This is a genomic window from Sphingomonas sp. Leaf242, from assembly GCF_001422045.1.
Lineage (GTDB): Bacteria > Pseudomonadota > Alphaproteobacteria > Sphingomonadales > Sphingomonadaceae > Sphingomonas.
Genome location: NZ_LMLW01000007.1, coordinates 221669 through 241195, shown reverse-complemented (window position 1 = coordinate 241195; position 19527 = coordinate 221669). Strand labels below are relative to the sequence as shown.

At 65.2% G+C, this 19527-nt stretch carries 11 protein-coding genes; 8 read left to right on the top strand and 3 right to left on the bottom strand.

Going from position 1 to position 19527, the window contains the following annotated elements; all coding sequences use genetic code 11:
- Positions 1–65: 65 nt before the first annotated feature.
- A complete protein-coding gene (locus tag ASF09_RS05595) occupies positions 66–1199 on the bottom strand; it encodes an ROK family transcriptional regulator (RefSeq protein ID WP_082444151.1) in 1134 nt (377 codons plus the stop codon).
- A 392-nt stretch (positions 1200–1591) separates the two neighbouring features.
- On the opposite strand from ASF09_RS05595, the gene ASF09_RS05590 reads away from it, so the two are divergent.
- The 6 genes from ASF09_RS05590 (at position 1592) to ASF09_RS05565 (ending at position 11493) form a co-directional block, all read left to right on the top strand.
- Positions 1592–2680: an ROK family transcriptional regulator gene (locus ASF09_RS05590; protein WP_235529666.1), complete on the top strand. Its 1089-nt coding sequence runs from the start codon at positions 1592–1594 to the stop codon at positions 2678–2680.
- 189 nt (positions 2681–2869) lie between these two features.
- A complete protein-coding gene (locus ASF09_RS05585) occupies positions 2870–3832 on the top strand; it encodes an ROK family protein (protein WP_060525301.1) in 963 nt (320 codons plus the stop codon).
- On the top strand, positions 3825–5201 hold the full coding sequence (locus ASF09_RS05580; RefSeq protein ID WP_156359233.1) for a sugar porter family MFS transporter: 1377 nt from the start codon (positions 3825–3827) through the stop codon (positions 5199–5201). The genes ASF09_RS05585 and ASF09_RS05580 overlap by 8 nt, the downstream gene beginning before the upstream one ends.
- The gene (locus tag ASF09_RS05575) at positions 5198–6712 is read left to right on the top strand and encodes a glycoside hydrolase family 32 protein (RefSeq protein ID WP_060525300.1); all 1515 of its coding nucleotides are present in this window, start codon (positions 5198–5200) and stop codon (positions 6710–6712) included. The genes ASF09_RS05580 and ASF09_RS05575 overlap by 4 nt, the downstream gene beginning before the upstream one ends.
- Positions 6713–6826: 114 nt before the next feature.
- On the top strand, positions 6827–9721 hold the full coding sequence (locus ASF09_RS05570; protein ID WP_235529665.1) for a TonB-dependent receptor: 2895 nt from the start codon (positions 6827–6829) through the stop codon (positions 9719–9721).
- A 125-nt stretch (positions 9722–9846) separates the two neighbouring features.
- Entirely contained in the window at positions 9847–11493 is a 1647-nt protein-coding gene (locus ASF09_RS05565; RefSeq protein ID WP_060525299.1) for a glycoside hydrolase family 32 protein, read from the top strand.
- A 21-nt stretch (positions 11494–11514) separates the two neighbouring features.
- Here the strand turns inward: ASF09_RS05565 and ASF09_RS05560 are convergent, their stop codons facing one another.
- Positions 11515–13644, bottom strand: a complete 2130-nt coding sequence (locus ASF09_RS05560) for a TonB-dependent siderophore receptor (protein WP_060525298.1) — start codon at positions 13642–13644, stop codon at positions 11515–11517.
- A 328-nt stretch (positions 13645–13972) separates the two neighbouring features.
- On the opposite strand from ASF09_RS05560, the gene galA reads away from it, so the two are divergent.
- Positions 13973–16861, top strand: coding sequence for a beta-galactosidase GalA (gene galA / locus ASF09_RS05555; RefSeq protein WP_060525297.1), 2889 nt, complete (start codon positions 13973–13975; stop codon positions 16859–16861).
- Between the two features lie 78 nt (positions 16862–16939).
- Positions 16940–17701 carry a GntR family transcriptional regulator gene (locus tag ASF09_RS05550; protein ID WP_060525296.1) on the top strand — a complete coding sequence of 254 codons (762 nt, stop codon included), beginning with the start codon at positions 16940–16942 and terminating at the stop codon, positions 17699–17701.
- A gap of 56 nt (positions 17702–17757) precedes the next feature.
- Here the strand turns inward: ASF09_RS05550 and nagA are convergent, their stop codons facing one another.
- Positions 17758–18912, bottom strand: a complete 1155-nt coding sequence (gene nagA, locus ASF09_RS05545; protein ID WP_060525678.1) for an N-acetylglucosamine-6-phosphate deacetylase — start codon at positions 18910–18912, stop codon at positions 17758–17760.
- Between the last annotated feature and the right edge of the window lie 615 nt (positions 18913–19527).

Genomic DNA, 19527 nt, shown 5'->3' with positions numbered 1-19527 from the left:
CCAATGACGGCGCGGCTAGGCGGTGGTTGTGGCAGTTTTATTTATTTATCCGGAAATAAATCGCGTCATCGTTCGGCATTCGGGGCGACGAGCTGGTGGATGGGAAGCAGTGCGGCGCCTACCGCCGCCGCCCAACTGCCAAGTCGCGACACATGCATTTTCGGCCGCGGCAAATGGGGGAAGGCCGTCGCCCAGTCGGCGCGTTCCAGCGCTGCACCGAGCGCGTGGAGGATCGGCAGCGGCAGCGCGCCCGATACGACGATCGCGCCGGGATCGAGCCACGCGACCCCACTGTCGGCGGCGACAGCAAGCTGCTCTCCAGCCCGCTCGACCCACGCGTCGATCAACGCGGCATGCGTATCCTGATGCATCTCGACCTCGTTCAGCGCGCGGATGTCGGCACCGGCCGCCTGCAATTCGGCGAGCAGGTCGATCCCCGACGGCCGCTTGGATTTCCCCGGAAACAACCGGCCGATCTCGCCCGCATTGCCGTGCTCGCCGCGCAGGATCGCGCGGTCGACGATGATCCCCCCGCCGACCCCGTGCCCGATGAAGAACACGATCGCCGAACTGCACGTGCGGATCAGCCCACTGTCGTAATATTCGGCGAGCGCGGCGAGCGTCCCGTCATTCTCGATCCAGACCGGCAGGCCGAGATAGTCGGCGAACAGCCGTTGCAGGTCAAGATCGCGCCAGCCCTGCAGCCAGTCGACCGTCCAGCGCCGCGTCGGATCGCCCGCGAGCGTCGGCCCGGTCGCCGCCACGCCCAGCCCCAGGAAGCGCGACCGCAGCACATTGTGGCTCATGCTCAGTCCACGCAACCGCCGATCCACCGCCTCGACGAACGCGCGCGGATCGGGGCTGTCGAACGGCTCAAGATCGCGGACGATCACAGTCCCGGCAAAATCGACCAGCGCGATCTCGAGCCAGCCCGGATGCAGCGTCGCGCCTGCCGCATAGCCGCCGCGGCTCGAGATACCCAGTGGTACGATCGGCCGGCCGCGCCCTGCCCGCTGGTCCTGGACATGCTCTTCGACCAGCCCGAGCGCGATCAACTCACGGCTCAAGCGCGTCACCGCGCCATTGTGCATGTCGAGACGGTCGGCAAGGGCAGTGCGCGCGCTGGGGCCACTGATCCGCAGATCCCAGACGATGCGTTTCTGATCTTCGGACAGCAGGATCTCAGGTTTCGGGTGCACGCGGTCATCCTGCCGACTGACGAGACGCACGCCCTAGCCTCCGGTACGCATCGCTGCTCGATTTAATTCGCGCACGCCAATAATATACGGCGGCGTTAAACGCGCGCGCAGCATCCGGCGACGGGTAGCGCGTCGCGGAGAGAGGGCCGATGCCAATCCGGCACGGCAGCGGGATGCGCCAGAAATCGGACAACCAGCGCCACATTCGTTTTACGGGAAATCTTCGGATGGATCGCGACCAAAAAAAGGGCTGCGCACACTTCCGTATGAGCCCCGGTGCCTTATCGGGGGAACGGCGAACGCCTGATGGCGAGTGTCTCCGCGACGCTCCGGCATAACGGATGAAAGGATACGGCGTGGATTCCATGCGGCGAGGTACGAATGCTGGCGGAATGCGACGGTATAATGAGCGCCTGATCCTGTCGGCTGTGCGACGGATGAACGGCGCTTCGAAGGCGGAACTCGCTCGCATGACGGGCCTGTCACCTCAAGCCGTCGTCCGCATCGTCGATGAACTGGCCGAGGTCGGGCTGCTGTTCCAGGCGGGCAAGCGCACGGGTGGCATGGGCCAGCCGGCGACGATCTACCGGATCAACGGCAAGCGAGGATATACCGTCGGCGTCGAGGTCGGGCGGAGCGACACCATCATCGTGCTCCTGGATTTCGACGGTGAGCGCAAAGCTGTCGGTCGCCATGCCGGCAGCTTTCCCTCGATCGATACCGTGCTCGGCCATATCGACGGGTTCATCGACGAACATCTCGCATCGACAGACCTGTTGAGCGCCGAAGCGTTCATGGGCATCGGTATCGCGATGCCGTGGTTCCTCGGCGAATGGCGCGACGAACTTGGCATATCGGTCGATCAAGCCGACGAATGGCGCCGGGCCGACGTGGCGGATCGGCTCCAGGCCGGCCTGACTTGGTCGACCTTCTTCGAGAACGACGGTAACGCCGCGGCCCTGGCGCAGCTGCTCTGCGGCGCCGGCGTCGACCTACAGGATTTTCTCGCGATCAACATCGGCACGTTCGTCGGAGGCGGACTCGTCTTGGGCGGTCGGGTGCATCAGGGTCGGCACGGCAATGCCGGAGCGCTCGCCTCTATGCCGGTCTGCGCCGCTGGCAAGAGCGACTATCTGGTCCACCACGCCTCGCTCTACGCGCTCGACCAGGCCGTGTGCGACGAAGAGCGCGCCGCGTGGACGCGCCGGTGTGTCGAGGCACTGGCCTTCGCGGTGACCAGCGCCAACAGCCTGCTCGATCTCGAAGCGGTGATCATCGATGGCGCAATTTTACCCGCGTGTCTGGACGACATCGCTGCCGGACTGCGCCATCACTTCTCAACGGATGCGCCACCAGATTTCTTCGCGCCCGAGATTCGCAAAGGGACGCTTGGCAACTTGGCCGCCGCTGTAGGAGCAGGTCTACTTCCTCTTCACGCGAGCTTCACCCCGGACTTGGCGAGCCTTTTTAAAAAGGTTTGACCCGGTTGTCCGAGAACTAAAACGCGCATCCCTTTGTACCGACGTCATTTTTAACTGTCCTTGACAGACTAGATCACATTAGTAGATTTAGTAGCTGACCGCGAAGACGTGGCTGGTGTGGGGAGAGGAAATTCGTGTTCGTTCGTTCTGAGCTATTGTCGGCGTCCGTTCGCCTTCAGGTGAGCGCCCATGGTTGAGCCTTTGCTCCTTGGCGCGATCGAAGCGGGCGGGACCAAGTTTCTCTGTGCCATTTCCGATCGTGACGGCACGCCGTTGATACAGACTCGCATCCCCACGACGACGCCGGACGAGACGCTCAGCGCAGCGAGCGCCTTTTTCGCCGACGCGGTACAGCAGCACGGCACGCTCGCAGCCTTCTCGATCGGAAGCTTCGGCCCGCTATCGTTGAATCCCGTTGCAGGCGACTACGGCTGCATCACGTCGACCCCGAAAGCGGGCTGGCAGAACGTCGACCTCCTCGCGCATTTCCGCCGCACGATCGCCGCACCGACCGCGCTCGATACCGACGTGAACTGCGCTGCGGTCGGCGAACGGCTATTCGGCAGTGGCCAAGGTCTCGACACGTTCTGCTATGTGACGGTCGGCACTGGCATCGGTGTCGGCGTGCTGATCAACGGCGCTCCGCACGGCGGCGCCAATCATCCGGAAGCAGGGCATATCACGCTGCCCCGCGCGCCGGGCGACGACCGGTTTGCCGGCATCTGTCCGTATCACGGCGACTGCCTCGAAGGCCTGGCCTGTGGGCCCGCGATGCACGCCCGGTGGGGCGTACCGGCCGAAACGCTTCCCGAGGATCATTCGGCGTGGGACATCGAGGCGGATTACCTCGCCGGTCTCTGCGCGACGCTTACCTACACCGTCCGCCCCGATCGCATCATCATCGGCGGCGGTGTCATGCAACCGCCGATGTACGATCGGGTGCGCCGCGCGCTGACCGCAAAACTGGCCGGCTACGATGCCAGCATGCGCGCGATCGACATGGCCGACTATGTCGCCGCGCCGACCGCAGGATCGTCGGCGGGTCTGACCGGCGCGCTCGCGCTCGCCTATCGGACGGCGACGCGGCAGTGGCCGACGCATTGGACGATCACCGAAACCACCTCCATCGAAGCGGATGCCGTCAATGCATAGTGTTGTGAGTTCCGGCGACGCCGGCATCGTCGACGACGCCCGGGCGACCCCGGCAATCATCATGAGCGCGGCAGGGGCTGCACTCGGTGGCCTCCTGTTCGGTTTCGATACCGCTGTGATCTCGGGCGCGACCAACGCGCTGCAAAACCAGTTCGCGCTGACCGAGGCGTCGCTGGGCTTCACCGTCGCCTCGGCGCTGATCGGCACCGTCTTGGGATCGCTGATAGCAGGAGCGCCGGCGGATCGGTACGGCCGGAAGGCGATCATGCTGTCCGTCGCGATCGCCTATGTCGTGTCGTCGCTCGGGACTGCGCTGGCGCACGACTGGTACGTGCTGATCGCATTCCGCTTTCTTGGGGGCGTGGCGATCGGCGCCGCGTCGGTCGTGACGCCGATCTATATCGCCGAGGTTTCGCCCGCACGGTTCCGCGGCCGCTTGGTGGCGATGAACCAGCTGAACATCGTGCTCGGCATCCTCATCGCTTTCCTCTCCAACTATGTCATTGCGCAGGTGCTGCCGCCCGAGACGGCGTGGCGCTGGATGTTCGGCATCGTCGCGATTCCCTCGGCGGTGTTCCTGGTGGTCACGTTCTTCCTGCCCGAAAGTCCAAGGTGGCTGGCCGTGCGGGGGCACCGCGAACGTGCCGTCGCCGCAATGACGCGCCTCGGGTTCAGCGATCCCGATGCCGAACTGCTCCGCATCGAGGCCGCGGACATGCGCGAGGCGGTCAAGGGTGCTCCGCGTCTGTTCCAGGCGTCGCACACGCTTCCCGTCGCCTGCGCGATCGCGATCGCGATGTTCAACCAGCTCTCGGGCATCAACGCGCTGCTCTATTATGCACCGCGCATCTTCGAGCTGGCGGGTGCCGGCGCCGATAGCGCCTTGCTGCAGTCGGTCGCGGTCGGAGGCACCAACCTGCTGTTCACGGCGCTGGCGCTGTTCCTGATCGACCGGTTCGGCCGCAAGCCGCTGCTGTTCGTCGGGTCGATCATCTGTGCCGCCGCGCTGCTACTCGTCGGCTGGCAGCTCGAACGCGTGGCGCCGGACGGCACGCTGATCCTCGTCGGGCTGCTCGCCTTCATCGCCGCGTTCGCCGTGAGCCAGGGCGCGGTGATCTGGGTGTTCATCTCCGAGGTCTTTCCGAGTTCGGTCCGCGGCAAGGGTCAGGCGCTCGGCTCGACCACGCACTGGGTGATGGCGGCGATCATCACCTGGCTGTTCCCGGTCGTGGCCAGCGCCGTCGGCGGCTGGGTGTTCGCGTTCTTCGGCGCGATGATGCTGCTCCAGTTCCTCTGGGCCTGGAAGGTGATGCCGGAGACGAACGGTGTCGCACTGGAAGACATGGATCTGCGGGGAGCGGCAGCATGAAGACGATCGCAATGCTGCTGGCGGCAGTGGCCGTTCTCGCAACCCCGGCATCGGCGCAGCGTGCCGACCCTCGGCCGAGCTTCCATTTCGCACCCGCCAAGAACTGGATGAACGACCCCAACGGGCTCGTCTACTATGACGGCGAATATCACCTGTTCTATCAGTACAACCCACACGGCGATCGCTGGGGGCACATGAATTGGGGCCACGCAGTCAGCCGCGATCTCGTCCACTGGCAGGAGCTGCCGATCGCGATTCCCGAGACCGCCGACGTCATGGCGTTTTCCGGTAGCGCCGTCATCGACTGGAACAACACGAGCGGTTTCGGCCGGAACGGCAAGCCGCCGATGATCGCGATCTATACCGGGCACAATCCCAAGGCGAAGCTGCAGTCGCAATACGTCGCCTACAGCAACGATCGCGGTCGGACATGGACCGTCCACGGCGAGGTGCTGAGCGTCGGATCGCCCGAGTTCCGCGATCCGAAGGTCTTCTGGCATGCCGCCACCAAGCGCTGGGTCATGGTCGCGGTGATGGCGCTGGAGAACCGCGCGGTGATCTTCACCTCGCCGAACCTCAAGCAGTGGACGTTCGCCAGCAGTTTCGGCCCCGCTGGGGGTCGCGGCAAGAACTGGGAGTGCCCGGATCTGTTCGAATTGCCGGTCGATGGCGGGGCTGCCGGCGAAAAGCGCTGGGTGCTCGGCATCAACCTCGGCGACAATGCCGTCGGTGGTGGCTCGGGTGGTCAGTATTTCGTCGGCGACTTCGACGGTACCCGCTTCACGCCGGTGCAGGGCTGGCCCGGCGATGCGCAGTGGATGGACTATGGTGCGGACTTCTACGCCGCCGTGTCCTGGAACGATCTGCCGAAGGACGATCCCCGTCGCATCTGGATCGGCTGGGCGAACGACTGGCGCTATGCCGAGGTGATCCCGACCTGGCCGTCGCGCGGGCTGATGACCGTCCCGCGCCAGGTCACGCTCCGGAAATCGCCCGAGGGGTATCGCATCCTGCAGGCGCCGGTGCGCGAGGTCGCAGCTCTGCACGGCGCCCGACAGGATTTCGCCGCCGCGTTGCGCGACAGCCCGACCGCGCTTCCCATCCAGGGCGGCTCGGCGGATCTCGAGTTCGCGATCGATACTGGTTCGTCCGAGCAGGTGGCGATCACGCTTACCGATGGCGAAGGCTATCAGACCGTCGTCGGCGTCAACCCGACCGTGAACGAGGTCTTCGTCGATCGGACGCGCTCGGGGCCGCATTTCCATGACGGGTTCGCCGCCCGCCACGTCGCCCCGGTCGACCTGAAAACCCGCCGCGTGAAGCTGCGCATTCTGGCCGACGAGTCGATCCTGGAAGTCTTCATCAACGACGGCGAGCGCACGATCACCGACCGGTTCTTCCGTGGCAGTGGACCGCTTCGGTGGAGCGCGTCCTCGCGCGGCGGCAGTGCGCCGCTGAAGCTCACCGCATGGTCGATAAACGCCGGAACGGTGAAGGTCGCTGCGAAGTGATGGCCGGTCGCGAACCATGGCGGGCGAGTGTGCCGGATACAGGCTAACTATCGGGCTCAAGACCCGGGCCACCAACGATCGAACACACAATAACGTAATAAAAAGGGGATTTTTATGACGAGGTCTTTTCACGCCTTGCTGGCGTCGGCGGCAATCGTGCCGATGATCGTAGCCTCCGCCGCCTGGGCGCAAACAGATGTAGCGCCGGCCACCAACCAGACCGGCGCCACACCGGCACGGACGTCCAGCGATCCGGTGCCGAACCCCGCGCCGACCAGCGCAGCGCAGGTGCAGTCGGACGCCGCGCCCGAGAACGCGTCGGCAGGCGCGGACAAGGACATCGTCGTCACCGGTTACCGCGCCGCGCTTGGCTCCGCGCAGGAACTCAAGCGCAATTCGTCTTCGATCGTCGACGCGGTCGTTTCCGACGACATCGGCAAACTGCCGGACAACAACGCCGCCGAAGCCATCTCGCGGATCGTCGGCGTGACCGTTCTGCGCTACAACGACGAGGCCGGCGTCATCCTCGTGCGCGGCCTGCCGGACGTCGCGACGACGTTCAACGGACGCGAGTTCTTCTCGGCCGAAGACCGCGTCCTGCATCTCCAGGATTTTCCGGCCGGGGTCGCCGCGGGTATCGAGGTCTACAAGTCGGGGACGCCGGATCTGATCGAGCCCGGTCTGGCAGGGCTGGTCAATCTGCGCTCGCGTCGCCCGTTCGACGTGAAGGACACCGAGATCGCCGGCGAAATCCGCGGATCGTACAATGATCAGTCCAAGGCGTTCGACCCGTCGGGCAACCTCCTTCTGACGAAGCGCTGGGATACGCCGATCGGCGAGATCGGCGCGCTGGTGAACCTCAGCTACACGCGCACCACCTACCGCAATGCCGATCGCTATGCGGATGCCGCCGTCATCACGCCGCGCGGTTTCGGCGTCGACACGCCCGCCGACGACCTGACCGTCACCACCCCTGGCGTCGGCAACTTCAGTTTTCCGGCAAACGCCGGCAACTTCTACGAGAAGGGCGTCCGTCACCGGCCCGCCATCAATGGCACGATCCAGTGGCGCCCGTCGGCCAATCTAGAGGTCTACGCGGAAGGTCTCTGGCAAGCGTATCGCGGCAACGTCCTGCGGGACTCGTTCAACGTCAACTTCGAACGTCCCGACGCCAACGGTGTCGCCCCCACGCTCAGCAACGTCGTGCTGGTACCCGGCGAACCGAACAAGGCCGCCAGCTTCACCAAGACCGGTGGCTACGTTCCCGAGTTTTCCCGCGTCGCGCAGGACGATCGCACGGACACCTATCAGGGCGCCTTGGGCTTCAAGTGGACGACCGGCCGCGCGACGCTGTCGGGTGATTTCGCGTACACCAACAGCCGCTACAAGGCGTCGGAGATCACCGTCGATTCGCAGCTTGCCACCGCGCCGACCATCAACGTCGACTGGAACGCGCGCGGATCGGCCGTGTTCGATCTGGGCGGGTACAACATCACCAATCCGGACACCGCGCGATGGCGTGGTCTCAACCAGCGCGAGTTCGTCGCGAAAGGCAACGGCCTTCAGGGGCGTCTCGATCTCGATCTCGAAACCGACTGGGGCTTCCTGCCGCATCTCCAGTTCGGCGTCCGGGCCAGCGACCGCAATGCGTCGTCGCAGAACAACACCCGCTACGCCTACACGGCTGGTCTCGACAACCCCCTCGCCAGCCTTCCCACCGGCGCACTCGAGGTGATCACCGACGGGTTCCGCAACGATCCACAGCGCTTCCAGAACTGGCTTGCGCCCAATCGCGACGCGATGATCGCCAACAGCGAGGCACTGCGTCAGCTAGCCTATCAGTCGGTCCAGCGCGCGACCGTGCTGTTCCCGAACGATGGCGGCATCCGCGATGCCGTGACGAAGTACGCCACGGCTGAAATCCCGGTCGATCCGCTCGGCGGCTTCACCGCCAGCGAGGCGACCTACGCGTTCTACGGTCAGGGCAAGTTCGCCTTCGACCTCGGCGGTATCGAGGTCGACGGCACCGCTGGCGCACGCATCGTCAACACCGATGGCGCGTATCGCGGTTTCAGTCGCGTACAGGCGAGTAACGGCAGCGTCGGCATCGTGCCGACGACGACCAGGCAGAACTATGTCGACGTCCTGCCGTCCGCGATCGCGCGCGTTCGCTTCTCCCGCAAGTGGCAGATGCGTCTCGGCTACACGCAGACGCGGACCCGCCCGGGGTTCGGTCAGTTGAACCCGTCGCTCAACATCACCGCCAACAGCCCCGGTCCGGACGGCTCGCCGCCACAGTTCGATGCGACCGGCTCGGGCGGCAATCCGAACCTGCGCCCGCTGACCTCGAAGAACTACGACTCCACCCTGGAGTGGTATTTTTCCAAGAACGGATCGGCATCGGTCGCCGCGTTCTACCGCGATCTCAACGGCTTCATCGGCGACTACACGCAGGTGGTGAACGATCCGATCTACGGCCGCGTCCAGCTCAATCGTCCCGAGAATGCGGGCGACGGACGGATCAAGGGTATCGAGGCCTCGGCGCAGACGTTCTTCGACTTCCTTCCCGGTCTGCTCTCGGGCTTTGGCGTGCAGGCGAACGGCACCTATCTCGACGGCACCAACCAGTTGCCGCAGACGCTCGGCGACAGCGAGCGCCAGGTGCGGATCACCGGTCTGTCCAAATGGGCCTATAATCTCACCGGCTTCTACGAGAAGGGCAAGGTGTCCGCGCGCCTCTCGTACAACTGGCGGTCCGGGTACACGACCAGCTACAACCGCACCATCAACGAGACGCAATATGCGGGCGAGCTCGTCCGTCCGGTATCGCGACTGGATTTCTCGGCGAGCTTCGAGCCGTACAAGAACATCTCGCTCGTAGCCAACGCCAGCAACATCCTGGCACAGCCGTTCAGGAACTACCGTTACTATAACGAGACGCAGTATTTCGGTCGCGATCTTCGGATCGAAGGGCGCTACATGAGCCTCGGCCTGCGCTTCAAGATGTAACCGCCCTGCCCCGTGCGGCGTGATGATCCCACGCCGCACTGGATCCCGGCCATCGTTCGGGATCCGTCCGGTCGCAGGAGGCCGGGAGCCTCTTGCCAAGACCACGCCAACAGGAGGCCGAGGCCTTGACGCGCGAGACACTCTACACCCGGCGCACGACGCTCGGCCTGATCGCCTCGCTGCCGATGGTGAACGCCTGCGGGCAGTCGTTGGCCCGAGCCAGCGCCACCCGGATGACCGGCTCGGAGGCCTCGTTTCCGCCGCCGCCAGCCGGCACACCCCAACTGTCGAATGGTCGCCCGCGCTATCACATCGCTGCCCCGGCCGGTGGCTGGATCAACGATCCGCAGCGTCCGCTGAAGATCGGCGACACCTGGACGCTGTGGGCACTCTACAATCCCACCTACCCGATCGGCGGCACGAGCTGGCGGCGCTGGACGTCAAAGGACCTCGTCACATGGCAGGATCGGGGCATCGCGATCCCGCGTAACACGACCCGCTTCGGCGACGTGTGGAGCGGCAGTACCGTCGTCGATACGGCGAACACGGCCGGTTTCGGTGCCGGAACGCTCGTAACCCTGGTCACGATGCCGGTGCCGGGCGCCGGCCAGTCCTGCGCCTTGTGGTACTCGCGCGACAGCGGCGCGAGCTTCACGGTCCATGACATCGTCCTGCCCAATCCCGGTGGTCACAAGGATTTCCGCGATCCCACCGTGTTCTGGCATGCGCCGACCGATCGCTGGGTGATGACCCTGTCCGAGGAAGGCAAGATCGGAGTCTACACGTCCGCCAACCTCAAGCAGTGGCGCTATGTCAGCGGCTTCGCCTCGACGATCGTCGGCCGCGTCATGGAATGCTCGCACCTGTTCAAGCTGCATCTGTACGACGCGAACGGCGAAATCTCGGCAGACAAATGGATATTGCTGGTCGGCGGCAACGGCACCAAGCTCGGCTTTACCGTGGGCGCCTATTATTGGGTCGGTGATTTCGACGGGACGAGTTTCACCGCGGAGTCCCTGGAGGGGCAATGGGTCGACGGCGGTGCGGATTTCTATGCCGCGGTCGTCTGGACCGATCCGGCGGCGGCTGATCCGCTAGCCGTGGCTTACGCGATCGCATGGATGAGCAACTGGGATTACGTGAAGAAAATCCCGATCGCGCACGATTACCGCGGGCAACTCAGCCTTGTTCGCCAGCTACGGCTTCAGCGTGTCGACGACGTCCCGCGCCTGATCAGCACCACGCTCGCTGCGCAGGATACGATCTTTGCCGAAGCCATTGCCGGACAGGATCAAACGATCGCCAAAGGGTCGGAATATGTCTGGCCGACAGGTGCGCAAACCGCAGCGTGTCGTATCGATCTCACGCTCATCCGGGTCGGCACGATCTGGCCAGCCGAGGTCGTGCTATCGGTTCGGGCCGATGACCGCCTTGCGACCAGATTCATATTCCAGACACATGACAATATCATCTGCCTGGAGCGGAACGATAGTGGCCCCAATCAGCCGAACGTCGATGTTTGGCGACAGCCCCGAAGTATCGCGTGCGATTTCACCAAAGGCGCCGTGAAGATCAGCCTGTTCATCGACTCCGGTTCGGTGGAGCTTTTTCTCGCCGACGGAACGGCGACGATGTCCGCCCTCATCACCGCGCCACTCGATGCCACCGGATTGCACCTGAAGAGCACCGGCGGCAACGTAACCGTGTCGGACGTCGCGATCAGGCCTATCGATAAACCCGGCCGATCGAAACCCGTTTTATCGGCGCTCTAAGGTCATCCGGCCGGACGACCTTCACAGGCGTGAGGTGATCGTCAGTCGCACGTTGCGCGGCGCCCCCGGCGTCGTCCACACGTTGGCGTACGAGCTCGAGATATAATATTTGTCGAAGATGTTATCGATATCGACGCGCATCGTCAGGTGCTCCGATACGGCATAGCTCAAATTCGCGCGCGCGATGGTGTAGGCCGGCAGGCGATACCCGCTGGCGAACGGATCGCCGGCTCGGCTCCCCGAGTGGCTGATACCGCCACCCACCGACAGCCCGCCGATCTGTTTGACGGCAAACAGTGCCCACGCGTTCTTGGGCACGTTCGACAAGCGCGTGCCGATCAGCGTCCGGTCCACGTCCTGCCGGACGGTCGCGTCGACATAGGTGTACGTGGCCGTGGCATAGAGATCGTCCGTCACGTTCACCGTGGCTTCCGCTTCGGCGCCCCGCGAGCGCTGGCGCCCGATCTGGCTTTTCACGAACGGATCGGTCGCGTTCGGATTCAGGACGTTGCGCTTCTCCATGTCGAACACTGCCGCCTGGCCCGTCACCACGCCGTGCAGGACCGCGAACTTGGCGCCCACTTCGGTCGAGCGGCTCCGTTCCGCATCGAAGGTGGAAATGCCGTCGGATGGATTGAGCCGCAAGGATTGCCCCCAGCTCGTGTAGAGCGACAGGCCCTTACCGACCTGCCATGACAGAGCGGCGCGCGGCGTCACACCGCGGTCGACCGTATCGAGATCGGCATTGCCGGTCAGCCGATTGCGCACGGTCTGTCGAAAGCTGTTCCAACGCGCGCCGAGGAGCAGCGTGAAGTCGCCCGCGCGGACGATATCCTGCGCATACACGCTTTCGCTACGGAAGGATTCGGTACGGCTGACGTTGGCCGGCGGTACCGGCAAGGGCTGACCATAGACCGGGTTGAACAGGTCGATAACCAGGATCGGGCGGGTAGTCGTGCCGCGCGCGCGATCGAGCCGAAAGTCCATGAAGTGGCGCACCCTGTCGACGCCGAGACGCAGGTCATGGTCCAGGCCCAGGAAGCGCAGCGATCCCGTCAATTCCGCGCGCAGCGTGAGGTCGTCCCACGTGAAATCATGATAGCGGCGGTCGCGCCCGGCGGTGCGGCCGTTCGCCTGGAGTCCGCGAGCGCCGAAATCGACCATGGTGCCGAAGCCGCGTAGCGATCCGTCACGCTGGCTGCCGCCGATTTCGAGCCCGATACCACTGCCCAGGTCCGCGAAGACCGTGGCCTGTTGCCACAGAATCTTCTGGACGATCGGTCCGTCCGCCGGTTCGCCCAGGAACGTGTCCCGGTCCATCGCCCGCGCATGGCCCGCTATGCCGACCACGCCGCGATCCAGCGTGGCTTCGTTGCGCATATACTCGACCTGGTAGAGGACGCGCAGCGCGTCGGACGCCTGCCATGACACCGACGGCGCGATCAGTCGGCGCGATCCTTCGACATGGTCACGGAAGCTGTCATGTTCCTCGCCGACGCCGATCAGCCGAACGGACACCCCCTTGGCGATCGGACCGCCGACGTCTCCCGTCAGCCTCCCGCTATCCCAGCTTCCATAACTGGCGCTGGCCGACGCATGAAGGTGATCGAGTGGCGCCTTGGTGACGATATTGATCGATCCGCCAGGCTCGCCCCGGCCCGATAGCGCGGCGCCGGCCCCTTTCAGCACCTCGATCCGCTCGACCGTCGCCGTGTCGATGGGCGCGTTGTAGCCGAGGTTGCTGCTGAAGCGGTTGATCATGATATCCGGACCAGCGTTCTCGTCGCCAGCAAACCCGCGGATCGCGTACTTGTCCCATAGTCCACCGAAATCGTTCTGGCGCGACACGCCGCCGGCAAGATCGAGCACGTCGTCGAGCCGTGTGGTGTTGAGCGCCTCGAGTTCCTTTTGGCCGAACACACGCACCGACTGCGGATAGATCCTGATCGGTACGTCGCTGCCCAGGATGCTGGCACTCGCCTGCCGCGCGGTGACGACGATGTCGCTTCTGCTACCGCTCGCCACGTCGCGGTCGGCGGCATCCTGCGCGTATGCCGTCATCGGCAGGCCCATCCCGATACTCAACGCGATCGCGCTCAGGCTCGCATAGGCTACGCTCCGACACGCGCTCCGGTTGTAACTTTGACGCATCGGCAACCCCTTGGTTTCGCCCGCGGGTCTCCGCTGCAGCGATTTCGCCCGCTTATGGCTAATGCGAGTGGATTGCAACAATGTGTAACGGATCGATCGCATCGCCGACCGATACCTAGATTGGCCTTAGTGGGGTTTACCGACAGCCAAGCAGAGGAACCTAGCCGAGAAGCAAACCGCCTCAGCCAAATTGCCGATCGTCGTAGGCACCGTGCGCATCGGCAAAGGGCGATGCACAGGCTGAGATCGGCATCCGCGGATTTGTCAGTTGAGCGCGTCAAGCGTTGATGTATTGTTTTGGCCTTGCAGATGTATTCAGGGAGGCCAGATGCTCGACCGTCGCAGTTTCGTCGTTTCGTCGTCGGCGCTTGCCGCGTCGCTGGCGCAACCCTCTCTGGCAGAACGTCGTGGTCCGACCGGTACAGCGCTATCGCCCGACATGCCAATCCCGCTCGGACATCTACCCTCGCCGCACGCACCTGCCGATCCGAGCCTGATCGCGCTCAACCATGGCTGGCTGTTCCATGAAGGCGACATCCCCGTCCCCGCCGTGCGTGGCAACGACGAGACCTATGCCGCGACCAAGGCAGGCAACGCGCAGGGCGCCGCCGGTCTGGACTATGATGATTCCGACTGGACCGCCGTGCAGCTTCCGCACGACTGGGCGATCGCGCACCCGGTCGAATCCGACCAGAACGACGCGTTCGGGTATCGCCGTCGCGGCGTCGGCTGGTATCGTCGCTACGTCGTCCTACCGGCAGACTGGCACGGCCAGTATCTCGAACTTCAGCTCGGCGGAATGGCCAACAACGCCACCGTCTGGTTCAACGGCGTGCCGGTCGCGCACAGCCTGTCCGGCTATGTCCAGCAGACCGTCGATCTCACGCCCTATGCCCGCTTCGGCGACGAACCCAACACCATCGCGGTCCGCGTCGACGGCGATGTCATGGAAGGCTGGTGGTATGAGGGCGCCGGACTGTACCGCGATTGCTGGCTGGCGGTTCGACCCGCGCTGCACATCGCGACCGATGGCGTGCATGCTACGCCAATTGCGCAGGCGGATGGCGGCTGGCAGATACCGGTCACGGTAACGCTCGGCAATGCCGGTGCCACGCCGGGTCAGGCGACGGTCGAAGCGGTGTTGCAGGACGCGAACGGTCGCACCGTGGCGCGGTCGAGTGCCACCGCCACCGCGGCCCCGCTGGCGACGGCAACCGCTACGATGCTGCTGCCGGTCGCGCGACCAAACCTGTGGTCCCCCGAGACGCCGACGCTCTACACGATGCACACGCGGCTGGTGCAGGGCGGCAAGACCATCGACAGCCGCCGTACTGAGATCGGTTTCCGCATCGCCGCGTTCGATCCGGCAACCGGTTTCCACCTCAACGGGACGTCGCTCAAGATCAAGGGGGTGTGCATCCATCAGGACCATGCCGGCGTCGGCGTCGCGGTGCCCGCCGCGCTGATGGAGTGGCGCGTGCGTCGCCTGAAGCAGATCGGCGCCAACGCGATCCGCTTCACGCACGGCACCGCCGATGCAGGGATGCTCGATGCGTGCGACCGGCTCGGCATGCTGGTGATGGCCGAGAACCGCCATTTCGATCCCAGCCCCGAGTATCTGGCGCAGCTAGAATGGATGGTGCGCCGCGACCGCAACCGGCCCAGCATCATCCTGTGGTCGGTGCTCAACGAAGAACCGATGCAGGGCAGCGAACAGGGCTATGAGATGGTCCGCCGCCTTGCCGCCGCGGTGAAGACACTGGACGATACCCGGCCCGTCACCGCCGCGATGAACGACGGCATGTTCACGCCGCTGAACGGTGCCGATGCGGTCGACGTGGTCGGCTTCAACTACAAGCACGGCTGGTACGATCGCTACCACAAACTCCACCCCGACCGCCCGCTGCTCAGCACCGAGGATACCAGCGCGGTGATGACGCGCGGCGAGTGGACGAGCGACACGGCGCGCAACGTGCTGACCTCCTACGATACCGAAGCGCCCGAATGGGGCCTGACGCATCACGAGAGCTGGCGGATGATCGGCAGCCGCCCCTTCATCGCGGCGACCTTCGTCTGGACCGGGTTCGACTATCACGGCGAACCGACGCCGCTGCCCTGGCCGGCGGCATCGAGCTCGTTCGGCATTCTCGACCTGTGTGGCTTTGCCAAGATGGCCTATCATCTGCGACGCGCGCAGTGGATCACCGCGGAGCCGGTTCTGGCGATCGGCCCGCACTGGAACTGGGCCGGGCGCGAGGGCCAGCCGATCAAGGTGATGGTCCCGACCAATGTCGAGGCGGTCGCACTGTCGCTCAACGGCAAGCCGATCGGCCGCCAGACGTACAAGCCGTTCGAAACGCTCGAATGGCAAGTGCCGTTCGCTCCGGGAACGCTCGAAGCGATCGGCTACCGCGGCGGTCGCGAAGTAGTTCGCGCCAGCGTTACGACCGCGGGCCCGCCCGCCACGCTGCGGCTGACTCCCGATCGCCCGATGATGCTCGGCGACGGTGCCGACGTGCAGCCGATCAGCGTCGACCTGATCGATGCGAACGGCCTCCACGTGCCGACCGCGAACGACACCGTCACCTTCGCAGTCGAGGGCGGCGAGATCATCGGCGTCGGCAACGGCAATCCCAACGATCACGACCCGGAGCAGGGCAATGCCCGCAAGCTGTTCAACGGTTTCGCGCAAGTGCTGGTGCGATCGCTTCCCGGCGCCAAGCAACTGGTACTGACCGCACGCGTCGCCGGGCTGCCCCCCGCGCGCGTGGCGTTTCCGTTGGTCGCCGCGCAGGCCCGCGCCGTCGCGGTGACGCCGTCGGTTCACCATCTCGGCGAATGGCGGCGCACGCCGTTCGTCGCCCAGGCGCCCGACGCGCGGACGATCTACCCGGCGCAGCAATGGCGCAGCCTGAGCTATGTCCGCACCGGACGGCTCGAGGAAGCGCAGCCCGCGCGTGCCTACACGCTGATCCAGGGTCGATTCATGCCCCGCCGGCACGTCGCGGTTCGCGGTGGTACGCTGCATTTCGCCGGCGTGATCGGCCGCGCCGAGCTATGGGTCGACGGCCAACGCGTCGCCACCAAAAGCGACCCGGCAGAAGCAGCGATGGTCGCGCCTCTCCCGGCGGGCGAACAGGAGCGCGTCGTGACGCTGCTGCTGCAGGCCGATGCGGGCGAGGCGACCGGCCTCAGCCGCAGCGTGGCGGTCTGGTAGGGCGAGTGGGAACCATCCGCGGCACAGTGTCCAACGGATGTATGACATGTGCGGCGGCAAGTGTTACGCCAAGCCTCTATGGCGTTCATCGACCTTCTAGACGTTACGGCCGCGACGAGCAGCGGCCCGCGCTATCTATGGTTGCAGGGCCTGATCCGCACCGCAATCGAAACCCGGCGGCTCGCGGCGGGCACCGCGCTGCCGAGCGAACGGGAACTGTGCGACGAGTTCCAGCTATCGCGCGTGACGATCCGCAAGGCGCTGGAGGCGCTGGTCACCGATGGTCTGCTCGAACGGCGGCGGGGGGCCGGCACGTTCGTATCCCGAAGCCCGGGCGTGCAGGACGCCAGCCGCGTCGAGAAGAACTTCTCCGCGCTGTCGTCCTTCTCCGAAGACATGCTGGCACGCGGCCGGCGCCCGTCCAGCGAGTGGATCGATCGGTCCGAAGGGTCGGTGACCCCCGAGGAGGCGCTCGCGCTGGGTCTGTCGCCCGGGTCGCACGTCTTTCGTTTCCAGCGCATCCGATTCGCCGACGACGAGACGATGGCGGTCGAATATGCCACGGTGCCGAGCTGGGGCCTGAAGCGGCTCGATGATGTCGTGTCCTCGCTGTACGGCGCCCTGGCCGCCAACGGAAACCGCCCCGTACGGGCGCTGCAACGCGTCCGCGCGATCTGCTTTGGCAAAGAGCACGCCGTGCTGCTCGGCATCGAGGAGCGTGATCCGGGGCTTATGATCGAACGGCGTTCCTTCGCCGCCGATGGCCGCGTGATCGAGGTCACGCATTCCTATTATCGCGGCGACGCCTACGACCTCGTCGCAGAACTCCACCATAGCTGACGCTGGGCTGTAGGATCGCATCGGGCACAACGCCGACGCGACCCGCCAGACGCGGCTCAGCCGGCGACCTTGATCCCGCCGATCCACGTCTGCACCGGCTGCAGCGCCGCATCCAGCACGACGAAGTCCGCGCGGAATCCGACCGCCAGCGTGCCGCGGTCCTGCGCCATCCCAAGAAACGCGGCCGGCGACGCGCTCGCCATCCGGCTGACGGTCGGCAGGTCGGCGCCGGTCGCCGCGCACATCGTCCGCACCGCCTGCGCCATGTCGAGATGCGCGCCGGCCAGCGTACCGTCCTCGCCCATGCACACCCCGCCCTCGACCGTCATCCGGCGGCCGTTGAGCAGGAAGAAATCGTCGTCCGAACCGACGCTCGGCATCGCGTCGGTCACCAGCATCAGGCGATCGGCCCCCTTGCTGCGGAACGCGATGTCGAGCGCGGCGGGCGCGACATGCACCCCGTCGGCGATGATGCCGCACCAGATCGCGGCCTCGCTCAACGCAGCCCCCACCATGCCCGGCGCGCGGTGGAGCAGCGGCGACATCGCGTTGAAGACGTGCGTCACGCCGGTGACCCCGGCGGCAAAGCCCGCCAGCGCCTCGTCGTAGGTCGCGTCGGTATGCCCGGCACTCAGGATGACCCCCGCCGCGGCGAGTTGCGCGATATCCTCGACCGCGACGACTTCCGGCGCGAGCGTCATCATGACGACGCCACGCCGCGGTCGGCACAGGATGTCGATGATCGACCGGTCGAGCGTGCGGATCAGCGCGGGATCGTGGATCCCCTTGCGCGTACCGTTGATGAACGGCCCTTCGATATGCACGCCGACGATACCGGGCACGCCGGCCGCGATGGCCGCGTCGACCGCGTCCAGCGCCGCCTCGATCGCCGCGGCGGTGTCGGTGATCAGCGTCGGCAGCAATGCGGTGGTGCCGAACCGGGCGTGTGCCGCCGCAATCCGTGCCAGACCCTCGATCCCGAGCGCGTTGTTGAACAACACCCCGCCGCCGCCGTTCACCTGCGTGTCGATGAACCCCGGCAGCAGCCAGCCGCCTGCCAGATCGATCGCTGCGTAATCGCCGGCCGCGTCACTGCCGACCGCCGCCGGCTCGATCGCGCGCAGGCGGCCGTCCGATATGGTAAGCCGGGCGTCATCGCGTGTTTCTCCGCCGATCAGGATTCGGCCACCGCGAACGTCGATGGTCCGCATCACGACCGGCACCCCTGTTTGACGCCGGGTGAACGATCGCGTTCGCATTTACCCGATGCCGCGATCGCGCTCGCGGGTCCGTAAGACAGCGCTACCATCGCCCATCTTGTCAGACACGCCGTCGCAGGTCCCTGCTTCGGCGATTTGTCGGAGCATAACCTGTCTGCGCCGCTTCGGTCAGTCATGGGAGCGCTATCGCTGGCGCGTTGAGTATCGCGAGACCTTGGTTGGCGCTCGTTCGCAAAATCTCGATCCAGTCGGCAATACTCGACGCAATGACGCTTGATCAGCAAGGTATCCGAGCACAGCAGAAGACCTCGCGACAAGGTCGAGAAAGACCCAACTTCCGAATCCGCCTTGCGGTATCTTGAGGCCACCAACCCGTCGCTCCCCGAGCGATCAATTGCAAACATCACTACCCCTTAGTCGGCAAGAAATACCGCCGCGACGCACCCTTCGAGATCGTTGTCACGACCTTCGGCATCGCTTCGCATGCGCCACATTATGCATGCTTCGAAGCGGTATCAATGGTATTGCATATGTCTTTCGACGGCAGCGTCGAAAATTGCGATTTTTGCACCATACGGATGCAAGAGAGCCATGTTTCCCCGTGGC